This is a genomic window from Catalinimonas alkaloidigena (assembly GCF_029504655.1).
GTDB classification, from domain to species: Bacteria; Bacteroidota; Bacteroidia; order Cytophagales; family Cyclobacteriaceae; genus Catalinimonas; species Catalinimonas alkaloidigena.
Genome location: NZ_JAQFIL010000001.1, coordinates 6,099,108 through 6,113,835, shown reverse-complemented (window position 1 = coordinate 6,113,835; position 14,728 = coordinate 6,099,108). Strand labels below are relative to the sequence as shown.

At 42.5% G+C, this 14,728-nt stretch carries 10 protein-coding genes; 8 read left to right on the top strand and 2 right to left on the bottom strand.

The window, feature by feature from the left end; all coding sequences use genetic code 11:
• Positions 1-2: 2 nt before the first annotated feature.
• Positions 3-1,472, bottom strand: a complete 1,470-nt coding sequence (guaB, locus tag OKW21_RS24745) for an IMP dehydrogenase (protein WP_277484809.1) — start codon at positions 1,470-1,472, stop codon at positions 3-5.
• 215 nt (positions 1,473-1,687) lie between these two features.
• On the opposite strand from guaB, the gene alr reads away from it, so the two are divergent.
• The 7 genes from alr (at position 1,688) to OKW21_RS24710 (ending at position 8,259) form a co-directional block, all read left to right on the top strand.
• A complete protein-coding gene (gene alr / locus OKW21_RS24740) occupies positions 1,688-2,878 on the top strand; it encodes an alanine racemase (protein ID WP_277484807.1) in 1,191 nt (396 codons plus the stop codon).
• Positions 2,879-2,957: 79 nt separating this feature from the next.
• Positions 2,958-3,704: a TVP38/TMEM64 family protein gene (locus OKW21_RS24735; RefSeq protein ID WP_277484804.1), complete on the top strand. Its 747-nt coding sequence runs from the start codon at positions 2,958-2,960 to the stop codon at positions 3,702-3,704.
• A 115-nt stretch (positions 3,705-3,819) separates the two neighbouring features.
• A complete protein-coding gene (locus tag OKW21_RS24730; RefSeq protein WP_277484801.1) occupies positions 3,820-4,344 on the top strand; it encodes a class I SAM-dependent methyltransferase in 525 nt (174 codons plus the stop codon).
• Between the two features lie 85 nt (positions 4,345-4,429).
• Complete coding sequence (gene dapA, locus OKW21_RS24725; protein WP_277484799.1) at positions 4,430-5,317, top strand: 4-hydroxy-tetrahydrodipicolinate synthase; 888 nt, start codon at positions 4,430-4,432, stop codon at positions 5,315-5,317.
• A gap of 227 nt (positions 5,318-5,544) precedes the next feature.
• Positions 5,545-5,946, top strand: coding sequence for a hypothetical protein (locus OKW21_RS24720; protein ID WP_277484797.1), 402 nt, complete (start codon positions 5,545-5,547; stop codon positions 5,944-5,946).
• A 65-nt stretch (positions 5,947-6,011) separates the two neighbouring features.
• On the top strand, positions 6,012-6,989 hold the full coding sequence (locus OKW21_RS24715) for a tryptophan 2,3-dioxygenase family protein (RefSeq protein ID WP_277484794.1): 978 nt from the start codon (positions 6,012-6,014) through the stop codon (positions 6,987-6,989).
• 196 nt (positions 6,990-7,185) lie between these two features.
• On the top strand, positions 7,186-8,259 hold the full coding sequence (locus OKW21_RS24710; RefSeq protein ID WP_277484792.1) for a sugar phosphate isomerase/epimerase family protein: 1,074 nt from the start codon (positions 7,186-7,188) through the stop codon (positions 8,257-8,259).
• A gap of 59 nt (positions 8,260-8,318) precedes the next feature.
• Here OKW21_RS24710 and OKW21_RS24705 read toward each other — a convergent pair whose 3' ends face one another.
• A complete protein-coding gene (locus OKW21_RS24705; RefSeq protein ID WP_277484788.1) occupies positions 8,319-9,632 on the bottom strand; it encodes an NAD(P)H-dependent oxidoreductase in 1,314 nt (437 codons plus the stop codon).
• 709 nt (positions 9,633-10,341) lie between these two features.
• Here OKW21_RS24705 and dnaE point away from each other — a divergent pair.
• A complete protein-coding gene (gene dnaE / locus OKW21_RS24700) occupies positions 10,342-14,538 on the top strand; it encodes a DNA polymerase III subunit alpha (protein WP_277484786.1) in 4,197 nt (1,398 codons plus the stop codon).
• Positions 14,539-14,728: the final 190 nt, after the last annotated feature.

The following is a 14,728-nucleotide window of genomic DNA, read 5'->3' as shown; positions in this document are numbered from 1 at the left end:
CTTCAGGGACTATAGTTGGGAGCTTCACGCGTAATAGTAATATCGTGAGGATGACTTTCTCGTGAGCCCGCATTGGTAATTTTAACAAATCTGGCTTTTTGCAGACTGGGAATATCTGCGGCACCACAGTAGCCCATGCCTGCCTGTATTCCACCAATAAGCTGATAGATAACTTCGTCTACCATACCTTTATAAGGAACCCGCCCTACTATGCCTTCGGGAACCAGTTTTTTAATATCGTCTTCGGCATCTTGAAAATAGCGGTCCTTAGACCCCTCTTCCATGGCTTCTACTGAGCCCATGCCACGGTAAGATTTGAACTTTCTGCCCTCATAAAGAATCACCTCACCGGGAGCTTCATCGGTACCTGCCAGCAGTGAACCGATCATAATGCTGCTGGCTCCTGCGGCAATGGCTTTTACAGCATCACCAGAAAAGCGGATTCCACCATCAGCAATCACGGGTACTCCGCTTCCTTCTATAGCTTTGGCTGACTCATAGACAGCTGAAAGCTGAGGGACTCCCACACCCGCGATAATACGGGTAGTACATATACTGCCTGGTCCTACACCTACCTTAATAGCATTGGCTCCTGCTTTTACAAGTGCTTTAGCTCCTTCTGCTGTAGCAATGTTACCCACAACCAGTTCGACTTCAGGATAGGTTTGTTTGACTTTACGGCAGGCTTCCATAACCCCTTTAGAGTGACCGTGAGCTGTATCTATGCTGATAATATCCACGCCTGCGTTTTTGAGCATTTCTACTCTTTGCAGTATATCGTGCGTAACGCCCACTGCAGCCCCCACTCTCAAGCGGCCATATTCGTCTTTGCAGGCATTAGGACGGTCTTTGTTTTTCAGGATATCCTTATAAGTAATTAAGCCGCTAAGTTTGCCTGCTTTATCAATAATGGGAAGTTTTTCAATTTTGTACTCCTGAAGAATATCTTCTGCTTTTTCCAGTCCTACCCCAAGGTCAGCAGTAATCAGGTTCTCTTTGGTCATGATCTCCCGCACAGGCTGGTTCATGTCTTTCAGGAAGCGTAGGTCACGATTGGTCACAATACCCAGCAGCCGACGATCTTTATCTACTACAGGGATGCCTCCAATCTTATTCTCCCGCATGATCGCTTTGGCGTCAAATACCGTAGCATTGATATCCAGGGTGATGGGGTCCAGAATCATACCACTCTGTGAGCGCTTCACCTTTCTTACCTGGTGTGCTTGCGCCTCAATAGACATGTTTTTATGGATAAAACCCAGCCCACCGGATAAAGCAATTGAGATTGCCAATTCAGACTCAGTTACCGTATCCATAGCAGCAGAAACCAAGGGAATGTTCAGCCTTATGTTTTGGGTAAGTTGGGTTGAAGTGTCGGTGTTTCTGGGAAGAACCTCTGAATAATTAGGTACAAGCAGCACATCATCATATGTGAACGCTTCGTACAAAAACTTAGATGGGTCAGTCATCATAGGCAAATAAGAAGATTTATTTGCCGGTCAAAGTTACTTACATTCCACGATAAATTAAAATATAAATTAGAAAGCAGGCTAATTTATTTTTACCTGCTTAAGATAGATAAGTGTTAAGGCTGTTAAGTTGTGATTTTAGCAGGTGATTTGTACTTTAAAAGTCATTTCCATTTGGACTGCTACGGTGACATATTAAGTTTAATTATTTTACTACATTGATAACAGGTATACCTTCTATTGATAAGTCTATAGTACGACACTCTTCAAGAATAGATTTAAGCTTAGGCGCACTCCAGAATAATGTGTCTTTTGTTCGTAATAAGATAGGGGCTGACCCTATCATCTCAGCAGTAGTTAAGTCCAATGCCTATGGCCATGGTACACAGCATTTTGTGTCTATGCTGATCAAATGCGGTATCAAACATTTTTCGGTAGCCTCAAGCTATGAAGCACAGGAAGTGCTTAGATCATGCCTGCCTGACTGTGAGATTATGATCATGGGTATCCTCTACTCCCGAGACCTGGAATGGGTAATTTACAATAACATACAGTACTATGTGTTTGACCTTGAGCGTATTCGTCAGTCTGTAGAAGCAGCAAAGCGCGTAGGAAAGAAAGCTGTCATTCACCTGGAAGTAGAAACTGGGGGTAACAGAACCGGGCTTCCAATTGAGCAAATGCAGGAAGCTCTTGACCTGATAGAGGCTAATGCCGAGCATATCGATTTTCGTGGGCTTTGTACCCATCTGGCAGGCGCAGAGACGCTGGCCAATCATTTCAGAATCAGGCGGCAGATGATCAGATACAATGAAGCATATGAAACGACTCAGCAGAAGAATGTTCTTCCAAAACTAAGGCATATTGCTTCATCAGCAGCAGGCTTGACCATTCCTGAAGCCAGAATGGATATGGTTAGGGTAGGTATCGCACTTTATGGACTATGGCCGAGCCCCGATGTATATAATATGCATCTGGTAGAAATCAACCAGGTAAGTGACAATCCTCTGCACAGGGTAATCTCCTGGAAAACCGATATTATGCATCTCAAAGATGTAAATGAAGGTGAGTTTGTTGGATACGGTACCAGCTATCAAGCTCTGCGTAATATGAAGGTAGCAGTTATCCCCTTAGGCTATGCTAATGGCTATTCACGCTCTCTTTCCAACAAAGGCTTTGTATTGATCCATGGGAAACGGGCTAACATCTGCGGACTAATCAACATGAATTTATTTATGGTAGACGTCACCCACATTGAAGGGGTAGAGGTTGGAGATGAAGTTATCCTGATCGGTAACCAGGATAACAGTAGTATTACGATCAGTTCATTCTCAGACTTTGCCAACCAACTGAATAATGAACTTATGAGCCGTTTGCCTGCGGATATACCGCGGCAGATAGTGGATTAGTTCTACATAACAATTTATCCACAGGCAGGGTTATACATTCTATCCAAACAATTTTTTTAGCTACCATCAATTTATTTTTATGAGTGTCAAGAGCAGGATTAAGAAAAAACTCCAGGAAAGGGAAGAACAACGTAAGCAAAGTATTTGGGTATTTGTATTGAGTGGAACCGTAGTGTTAGCATTGGCTCTTTCTTATTTTTTGATCCCTAGCGTGCAAGATTTTATGAGTACTGCCTATGAGGTGCTTACCAGCGACGATCATCAGCGAATTAAAGACTGGGTAAACGGGTTTGGTTTTTGGGGACCACTGATCATCGTAGCAGCGATGGTTGTTCAGATGTTCTTGATTGTGATCCCCTCTCCTTTACTTATGATTGTCTCTACATTAGCTTATGGCCCATGGTGGGGTTCTGTGATTTCTTATGTTGCAGTCGCTGTAGCGGCTACTATAGCGTATTTCATAGGCTATCATGCCAGCAATGCCTTTATAGATAAAATTATTGGCCAGAAGTCTGCTGAAAAAGTCAATGGGTACATTCAAAAGTATGGGGTATGGGCAGTAGTATTGTTCAGAGTCTCACCATTTTTATCTAATGATGCCATTAGTTTTGTGGCTGGCCTGGGAGAAATGCGCTATGTGAAATTTATAACAGCTACCACTGCCGGTATTATTCCTCTTATTGCGATGATAGCGATTTTGGGAAAAAATACCGAGCGCTTAGAGACAGGTATGCTTTGGATTTCAGGAGCAACAATAGTGGGTTTTGCCGTTTATTTCTTAATCAGATGGTATAAAAATAAAAAACATCAACAGGCAGCAGGCTAATCAGACGGTTATTTGTCCCTTATGTAGTGGACAACAGCATCAACAATTATCTACACAGGATGGTGGTTGTTACTATGTTTGTAAGCATTGCAAGCTGATATTTCTGGCCAGGAGCATGCTTCCGTCTATTGAAGAAGAAAAAAAACGTTATCAGCAGCATCATAATAGCATTGAAGATAAAGGCTACGTGAGCTTTCTTGAAAAGTCTATTGAACCCATATTGCCTTATCTGAAAGAAGGCATGCAGGGTTTAGACTATGGCTGTGGCCCTGCGCCTGTACTTGTACAGCTATTACATCAGAAGTACTGCTTGCATTGTGATCATTATGATCTTTATTTTTTTCCTAAAAAGCCTGAAAAAAAGTATGACTTCATATTTTCTACTGAAACCTTTGAGCATTTCTTCCAGCCGGGCAAAGAACTATTGAACTTGTACAGCCTATTGCGTCCCAAAGGCCTCCTTTGTGTAATGACCAATCTATACCATTCATTAGCAGGCTTTGAGCAGTGGTGGTACCGCAGAGATATTACGCATGTTTGCTTCTATCATACCGACACATTTCATTTTATCGCACACCACTTTGGGTTCCACATACTTTATCATGATCGGAAGCAGGTGGTGATTCTTCAAAAGACTTGAAAGTTTGGTATGGGTTCGCTCAGTGAAATTTGTAACTTTGTGGTATAAATCATAATTGCGGGGAGCTTAAGTAAAAATTACCATTATGGACAAACTTTTTCGGGGTACGTATACTGCCATCATTACACCTTTCAACGAACAAAATGAAATTGACTGGGACGATTTTGAAAAACTGGTAGAGAAGCAGATAGAATCAGGCGTAGAGGGGATCGTATTTGTAGGCACTACAGGAGAAAGTCCTACCCTTTCCCATGAAGAACATAAAGAAATTTTGCGTTGGTCGGTGAAGACTATCAATGGCAGGTGTCAGGTCATTCATGGTACCGGCTCTAACAATACCCGGGAAAGTATAGAACTGGCAATGGTAGCAGCTGATGCCGGTGCGGATGGCCACCTGGTAATCAACCCTTATTACAATAAACCTACTCCTGAAGGCTTATATCGCCACTTTACCGCTATTGCTGATGCGGTAGATTTGCCCATTATTATTTATAATATCAAAGGGAGAACAGCAATCAACCTGGAAACGGATAATTTGCTGAGGCTGGCAGCGCATAAGAATATCGTAGGGGTAAAAGAAGCCAGTGGAGATATTCATCAGATGATGGATGTGATGCGCCGTACCGCGGATGACTTCTGTGTATTGGTAGGGGATGACGCTCTCACCTTACCTTTTATGGCTTGTGGAGGTGATGGCTTGATCTCCGTCGTATCTAACTGTCTCCCTCATACAACCTCTGAAATGGTACGTGATTGTCTGAACGGAGAATGGGACAAAGCGCGCAGCTCCTATTATCGTATCCTGGATATTATGAACCTGAGTATGAAAGAGACCAACCCTATTCCAATCAAGGCCATAATGCACCACTTAGGTTATTGCAACCCCAAAATCAGGCTTCCTTTATGTGAGCCTACTGAAGCTACAATGAAAGAAATAGAGAAACACATCAAACTAATCAATGAACTGGGGTAAGCTTTATGCGCAATCATTGATTCTTCGTTTTCCAACCTTCTATAGGCTGATGGGTGTCTTTATCAATGAATGACGATTGCGCATTCAGGCTTAAGGTTTAAATATGATGTGGGAAAGCTGATGAACTTTGTTTATCAGCTTTTTCTTTTGGGCATGGCTATCAAGTGGCAAGCAGTTGAAATGAGAATTCTACCCATTAGCCGACAAATTATGTATCTTGCGCACTTATGAGAAAGTTTACCATTAGTAACCTGATTTTTTTAGCTTTACTGCTAGCAGTAGCTTGCCGTAGTTCCAAGGTTCAGACTGCAAAAGAGGATTTTAACGAATTTTACGATAAATTTCTTACTGATAGCAGCTTTCAAATGGAGCGAATACAATTTCCGCTATCGGGTATTAAGACGACGGACGAAGCAGAAGACTCTGCCTATCAGTGGACCAGGGATGAGTGGGTGATGCTTAAGAAACCAGATCTGGAAGGTACAGAGTTTGAGAGGAAACTACAGGTAAGCGATACTCTGGCTACGGACGAAATATTTACTGAAAATGCCGGGTTTTACTTTAAAATGGTATATGAGCCAGTAAAAAAAAAGTGGCATCTTGTATATATGGTGGATAGCGGTTTGTAAAACTGTTGGTATAACACCCCAATCAGTTTAGTCGTTATATACTTACCTTTTCAAATGTACGGACAATGATTGATAAAATTACACTCTCTCCGGAAGTATTGGAGAAACTGGAAAAGCTTTCAGATAAGTTTGCCAAGCAAGGTCAAAGCCTATCTGATTATCTTGAAGGGCTGGAACATGCCGATTATCTCTCTTACTGGGATTATATTGAGCTTGAAACACTGCTTAGCCTCCAGAAGCCCCGTACGGACCAAAAGGATGAGATGGTCTTTGTTACCTATCATCAGATTACAGAACTTTATTTCAAATTGATTTTGTGGGAACTGGAGCAAATTAATGCCGGTGAGCTTACTGAAGCTTCAGTCTTTTATGACAAAGTACAGCGTATGAATCGCTACTTCAGGCAACTCACCGATTCCTTCTCTATCATGACAGAAGGTTTGGACAGACAACAATTTGCTAAGTTCAGAATGACATTGATGCCTTCCAGTGGATTTCAGTCTGTACAATATCGCCTCATAGAAATCTTTGCTACTGACTTAATCAACCTGGTGCATGCTGACTATGTCCTTTGGCTTTCTCCCGATGATCCTATTGATGCCTACATGGATAACCTGTACTGGAAGGCCGGGGCCCGGGATATACAGAGTGGTACCAAGACCCTTACTTTGCGTCAGTTTGAAGAGAAGTACGATAAAATGATGACTCGCAAAGCCAAAGAGTACAAGCAGAAACATCTCCGCAAACGTATGCAGCGCTTTATAAAAGAAGGCGATGCTGACATCATTACAGCGCTGCGGGAGTTTGACCAATGGGCAAATGTACAATGGCCTTTGGCCCATTTCAAAGCAGCAGTACGTCACCTTGTCAACAATAATCAAGTAAAAGGAGCAACAGGTGGTACCAACTGGCGCAAGTACTTACCCCCCCGCTTTCAACGCGTAGTATTCTTCCCAGAATTATGGTCGGAAGAAGAGAAAGAAAACTGGGGCAAATCCTGGGTAATGAAACAAGTGGGTGATAAAAGCGAAAAAGAAACTTAAATTCCTCCAAAACACTTCCTTTCTGCTATTAAAGAGCTTCTACTCTTTTTATTTTGTAGTAATTCATTAAAAAAACGTTCCTCTTAGCAAGAGAGTTTTTACTTCCTGACACAATAGTGTATTTTTCACGCTAAATACTTTCTTTGTAGAAGCAAGCCTTTGGCTTTTTCTTCCTACTAAAACATTTACATAACTTATGAGACGTAGAATTTTCATCAAGCAATCTTTTGCCATATCAGCAGGCTTAGGGGTTGCCGGATTTGCTTGTAATAGCTCTTCAAAAAAAGGTGCTGAAGGAGAGGAAACGGTCGGAACCACAGCGGCTGCTTCGGGGGAACCGCTCTTTAAAATTTCTCTTGCAGAGTGGTCTTTAAACAGTTATTTATTCAATCCGGAAATCAGGAGTATGCCTTTTAATGTAATCGCCGAAAAATTTCAGAGCGATTACAATACTATTGTCTCCGGCAGTAAAATCAGTAATCTTGAGTTCCCTGCCAAAGCCCGTGAGTTAGGCATTGATGGTGTAGAATTCGTAAACCAGTTCTTTTACGACAAAGCCAAAAACATTGAATACCTGAGTGAGCTTAAAAATCGCTGCAATAGTGAAGGGGTAGAAGCATTACTGATCATGTGTGATCTGGAAGGTGAACTTGGTAACCCGGATGCTGCTGAGCGAGCAAAAGCTGTAGAAAACCATTATAAATGGGTAGATGCTGCTAAGTTTTTAGGTTGCCATTCAATCCGTGTCAATGCTTCCAGCCAGGGGAGCTTTGAAGAACAACAAAAGCTCGCTGCCGACGGACTGGGTTCGTTAGCTGAATATGCCGAGAAAGCAGGCATCAATGTACTGGTAGAAAACCACGGTGGCTTATCCAGTAATGGAGAGTGGCTGGCAGGTGTAATGAAAATGGCGAATCGTTCTAACCTGGGCACTTTACCTGACTTTGGTAACTTCTGTATTAAAACAGAAGGTTATTCTCCTGAAAACCCTACTCCCGAATGTTTAGATGAGTACGATAGGTATAAAGGCGTTACTGAGCTGATGCCATTTGCCAAAGGAGTAAGTGCCAAGACACATGAGTTTAATTCTGAGGGAGAGGAGATTCATACTGACTATGAAAAAATGATGCGCATTGTACTAGATGCAGGCTATCGTGGCTATGTAGGAATAGAATATGAAGGTAACGACCTGGAAGCTGTGGAAGGTATCAAGGCCACCAAGAGCTTGCTGGAAAAAGTAAGAGAGCGTCTTACACCTGAATATGCCTAAAAATATAGCCCCTGTTATTTAGAAAACAGGGGCTTGTATTGAGCTTTTGTTCTTTTGCTTTACCTGGCTTTTACTGTAGCTGTGGCAGGTTCAAATATCTTAAGTTGTTCCTCATACAGTTTATAGACCAGACGATCATTAGGGTAGATAATATCGTCAAAAGTAAGAGCCTGGTCTTTAGGTATGTCTCTTTTAAGGATGACATCATCAGCCAAACCAATGGGTAAGAGGTTCTCTTCTCTGGCGATATCATAGTTCTCACATACTCCGTAAGAAAGGTAGCCTCCGTATCCATCTAAGGTTTCTCCTGCTTTAAGGTCACGTTTGGCAATTGCTGCTACTTCAACAACAGGGCCACCCTGCGGATACATCACTGGGTCATTGAAATGGAATGCCCTGGCGATGGAACTGGGAATATCAAAAAAGCAAAGGTGATAAGGGGTATAAAAACTATATAGTGGACCAGGGCCCATTTTTAGATACTTTAAGTAATCCTTTACCATCGGGTCATCAGTGATGCCGTATACATATACCCCGGGCCCAGGTTTGGCACCTACCACAAAATCAATGATCCCCCCCAGTTCTTTGAGCTCATCGACATCATGTATATCAGTGAGTTCGTCAATATGCTTTTTTGACCTGTAAGCACTCATACCTCGCTTTGCCACTCCCATCCCGGTTGCATTAGCCACTGAAGCTTGTTCAAAGGATAACTTAGTCCCGTCAGTAAAGTTAGTAATCATACGTGTGCCCTGATTTACATTGTTGGCAAACTCCTCCATATCGGTAGGATTTTTATGCTCATCGAGGAAGCCTTTGATATTCCCACAAACCATGGGAGTAAGTCCCAGTCCTTTTACATAGCGGTAAAGGTTCATAATCACCCCTGGCTGGTCACCATCAGTTTGGCTGAGCATTACATCTGACTGATCTGCATAATGCTTAAGGATAGGTCCAATGGTTGCATCCAACTCTGGGTTTAACATCAAAATAGGTTTATTGTACTTGATCGCAGTTAATACTACCTGAGCTCCATAATCAATAGCCCCCGTTGCTTCTACAACGATATCAATCTCTTCGGATCTGCACAATACTTCGGGATCTTCACAAACGCTATATTTATTGGCAAGAATATTATCATCTATTTGTTGATGATTGCTGCAGATACTAACATTTAATACCCCAGCTTTCTGATAGCATTGGGTAGCTCTCTCAGGAGTACGGTTACAGATAGCCACTGCTTTCATGCCGGGAGTGTATTTCTCAATTTGGTTAATTAGTCCGACCGACATGAAGCCTGCCCCTACTACCCCGACCTTAATAGGGTTACCAGCTTCTTCTCGGAAACTCAAAGCATTGTCAATAATAATCATTCCTTGATAAGTTAAATATATAGCGAGTTTTAAGCCAAAGCTACAATGAAATACACAAAAACCATAAATTGTTTAACTATATATAAATAAATTATATAATGTATTAGATAAACAATATTTTTTACGCATTTTTTGTACGATTTGAAGATCAAAATGAAATGTGTACTTCACCCTCAGGGTTTTGCTGCACACAAAGAAACTTCAATGGTAAAAGGAATTGCTGTAATACAATCAGAGAGAATTCAATTCAGAAGAACTATATAGAGAATTCGCTACTGTATGATTGATGTTGAGGTAATTAACTAGGCTGTTTCAGCGTTTGTTTGTTAAAATACACAAAAAAAATTGCAATAGCTTATACTTAATGTTAAATGATTGAAATTTCTGATCTGTTTGAGTATTGAAAGTCTAGTGACTATGGTTTAGCAGCAAGTCTATCTTGTTTGCACCATTAAATACCGTAGCTGAGGGTTGAGTTTTCTTGATATGCATAATACTTTTTGATCACCTTTTTCAAATATTGAGATGACCAGAACATAAGCGTACAAACATGGAAGACTAAGAAATACTTTGATTTTTTCTATTAGTTTTGCTGAGATAAAATGACCAGATTTTGTTACTTGAAGCGACTGTTTACGCTTTCTTAGAGAGTTAAGCATCCTGAAGTACTTAATCTCATATTCTGAGTAAAAAGAGAAAAACAAGCGCTATGTACCTGATCTTTGATACTGAAACTACCGGTCTTCCCCGCGACTATAATGCTCCAATTACAGACCTGGACAACTGGCCCCGCATTGTGCAGTTATCCTGGCAGTTGCATGCTGCCGACGGAAAATTGCTCAACCAGCAGGATTACATCGTAAAACCAGTAGGGTTTACCATTCCTTTCAATTCTGAAAAAGTTCACGGTATCTCTACAGAACGGGCGCTGAAAGAAGGCCATCCTCTAGAAAAGGTGCTTGAGATATTTAACAAAGACCTGGAGCGTACCCAGGTAGTCATAGGTCATAATGTAGACTTTGATATTAATATCACCGGCGCAGAGTTGGTTAGAACAGGTCTTCCTACACATCTGATGGATATACAGAAGCTGGACACCAAAGATGAGTCTACTGACTTTTGCAAAATTCCCGGTGGACGTGGAGGAAGGTACAAATGGCCGACTCTTTCTGAACTCCATCAGAAGCTTTTCGGTGTAGGCTTTGACGAAGCACACAACTCTGCTTTTGACGTTGATGCTACTGCGCGCTGCTTTTTTGGATTACTCAAAGAAAAAGTGGTTAAGCCCTATAATGATGAAGTACCACTGGACAAAATCATCTACGAAGCACCGGATCTTGAGGCTGCCAGCCGTGCTGAAAAGGAGAAAAAAGAGTCAGAAGCTCCAACTATTCCGCTAAGTAATGAGCCAGTCAAAGAAATTAAGACTGCTCCTTTTAGTCATTTACACGTACACTCGCAATATTCTATACTCCAGAGTACGGCCAGTCTTAAAAATATCGTGGCAGCAGCCAAAGAGCAAGGCATGCCCGCCGTGGCAATTACCGACTTAGGAAGCCTTTTTGGCGCTTTTAAGGCGGTGGCCGAAGGCAAAAGACAAGGGTTGAAAGTTATCATAGGTTGCGATGTATACGTAGTAGAAGATCGCCATCAGAAAAAGTTTACCAAAGACATGAAAGACCAGCGGAGTCTGCAACTGCTGCTGGCCAAAAATCAGGAAGGTTATCAAAACCTTTCCAAACTTTGTTCATTAGGATATATTGAAGGCTATTATGGTGGTTTCCCTCGTGTTGATAAAGAATTAATTCAGAGGTACAAGCACGGATTGATCGCAACTACCGGTAGTATCTCCGGTGAGGTGCCCGATCTGATTCTGAACGTAGGGGAGCATCAGGCAGAAGAGGCCTTTGTCTGGTGGAAAGAAACATTTGGTGAGGACTTTTATGTAGAGCTTCAGCGTCATGGTCTGGAAGAAGAGAATCGTGTAAATGACATATTGCTCCGCTTTGCTAAAAAGTACAATGTAAAGGTAATCGCTACCAATGATGTGTATTATACCAGGCGTGCTGATGCTGATGCCCATGATACACTGCTCTGTGTAAAAAATGGTGATGTAATGTCTATGCCTAAGGGGCGGGGAAGAGGGTTTCGCTTTGGGATGCCTAACGATGAGTTTTATTTCAAAACAGAAGAGGAGATGAAGCGTCTCTTCCAGGACTTACCGGAAGCCATCACTAATACCTATGAAATTGTAGAGAAAACGGAAGAACTCAAACTGGAGCGAGACATTCTTTTGCCCCGCTTTGAAATACCCGAAGAGTTTGAGGACCAGGATGACTACTTGCGTCATTTAGCATATGAAGGCGCAAAAAGCCATTATGGGGAGGTCACGCCAGAGATTAGTGAGCGGATAGACCACGAACTGAAGATCATCAAGGACATGGGTTTTCCCGGTTACTTCCTTATTGTACAGGATTTTATCAACGCTGCCCGAAAAATGGGGGTGAAAGTAGGGCCGGGGCGTGGTTCCGCAGCCGGTTCAGTAGTGGCTTACTGTACCGGAATCACCAATATCGATCCGATTGAGTATGACTTACTCTTTGAGCGATTCCTCAACCCTGAGCGTATCTCCATGCCCGATATTGATATTGACTTTGATGACGATGGCCGACAAAAAGTAATAGATTATGTAATTAAGAAATATGGACGTAACCAGGTAGCCCAGATTGTGACGTTTGGCACCATGGCTCCTAAAATGTCTATCCGTGACGTAGCCAGAGTGAGCGAACTGCCACTTCCGGAAGCCAATCGCATCGCCAAGCTTGTACCGGAAAAGCCAGGGACTACCTTTGAGCAGGCATTGGCTGAAGTACCGGAGTTACAGCAAATTAAGCGAGGTAGGGATAAGCAATCAGAAGTAGTAAACCTGGCGCAAACGCTGGTAGGTTCGGTGAGAGGTACCGGCATACATGCTGCCGGAGTAATCATTGCTCCTGATGACCTGCTGGAATATATTCCTGTAAAGACAGATAAAGACTCTGACCTTTTTATCACGCAGTTTGATGGTTCGGTGGTGGAGTCAGCAGGTATGTTGAAGATGGACTTTTTGGGGTTAAAAACCCTAACCATCATCAAAACAGCCCTTGAAAATATTAAACAAAATCATGGTATTGAAATTGACATTGACACGATTCCACTGGATGATGAAGAAACCTACAAACTTTATCAGCGGGGCGATACCGTAGGTACTTTCCAGTTTGAGTCAGATGGGATGCGGCAATGGTTACAAAAACTCAAGCCTACCAATATAGAAGACCTGATTGCTATGAACGCCCTTTACCGTCCGGGGCCCATGCAGTTCATTCCTAACTTCATTGACCGCAAGCATGGGCGCGAACAGGTGGAATATCCTCATCCGCTGCTGGAAGGTATCCTCAAAAATACCTATGGTATTATGGTGTACCAGGAGCAAATCATGCAGACAGCCCAGATCCTGGGAGGGTACTCTCTCGGCGGTGCGGATTTGCTGCGTCGGGCGATGGGTAAGAAGAAGATAGAGGAGATGAACAAGCAGCGGGAGATTTTCGTCAAAGGGGCCAAAGAAAAACATGGGATTGAAAAGGGCAAAGCTGAGGAGGTTTTTTCCATTATGGAGAAGTTTGCCCAGTACGGATTTAACCGTTCACACTCTGCCGCATATTCAGTAGTAGCTTACCAGACGGGATATCTGAAAGCGAATTATCCGGCAGAATACATGGCGGCTGTTCTTACCCACAATATGAACAATTCCGATAAGGTAACTGCCTTTCTGGATGAGTGTAAGCGCCAGGGTATCAATGTGCTGGGGCCAGATGTTAATGAAAGCAGGTATTTCTTCGGCGTGAATAAAGAAGGACAGATCCGCTTCGGCTTAGGGGCTGTAAAAGGCGCAGGTGAAAATGCGGTAAGTGCCATCATAGAAGAACGAGATGGAGAAGGGCTTTACAAAGATATCTTTGAGTTTACCAAACGGATTAACCTCCGACAGGTCAATAAGAAAACGCTGGAGGTCTTGGCAATGGCGGGTGCCTTCGACTGTTTTGATGGCTTGCATAGAAGGCAATACTTACATACTGAAGAAGGAGATGCCAGTCTGATAGAAAAAGCATGTAAGTATGCAGTTACACTACAACAGGAAGAAGAGTCCGCGCAACAATCATTGTTCGGAGGTAGTAATGGAGTAGATGTTCCTCTACCCAGGCTTACGGATTGCGAACCTTATAGTGAGATAGAAAAACTAAAAATTGAGAAAGAGGTAATTGGGTTCTATATCTCTGGACATCCTTTAGATCAGTTTAAGCTAGAAATTGAAAACTTCTGTACATGCACGGTAGACCAGGTACCGAATTATAAGAATCAGGATATATCTGTGGCAGGTATCGTCACCTCATTTCAGGAGCGGCAGACTCGTACTGGTAAGCCTTTTGGCCTGGTAACCATAGAAGATTATCAGACTTCTCTGAACCTTGCCTTCTTTGGAGAAGACTTTTTGAGTAACCGTCATCGGCTGTCTATAGGGGAGTTTGTATACATAAGAGGGAAGGTAGAGGAACGCTACAATCAACCGGATGTCTGGGAACTTCGCCCTCAGTCTGTGCAGCTTTTAAGTGAGATCCGCGAGAAAATGACCAAAGGTGTTCAACTCAAAATTCCTGTAGAAGTTCTGGATGATAAATTAGTATCAGATCTGGAAAAACTTCTCCTGGATTATCAGGGTAGCTGTGCCTTAAAAGTTTACCTGCAAGACGGTATGGAGAGTATTACTGTAGATACCATGTCCAGGAAGTTTAAAGTAAACCCTGTCAATAGCTTTTTTGAAACAGTAGAAAAGCTTAAGGATATTACTTATAAACTAGAGGCTAATTAAGCCCTTATTTGCCAGGTAAGATGAATTGAACCGTGTGCATGCTATGCTAAAAGCCTTGGTAACGCTATTTGAGTAGTTTGGGATAACATCAATGAGCTCTGGGGCATAACAGGTCCTGGACCAACTACCCTACCTTAGATGCCAGTAAGGCTGACATTGCTCAAGATGAAATAAATGAGCAGACACTGCC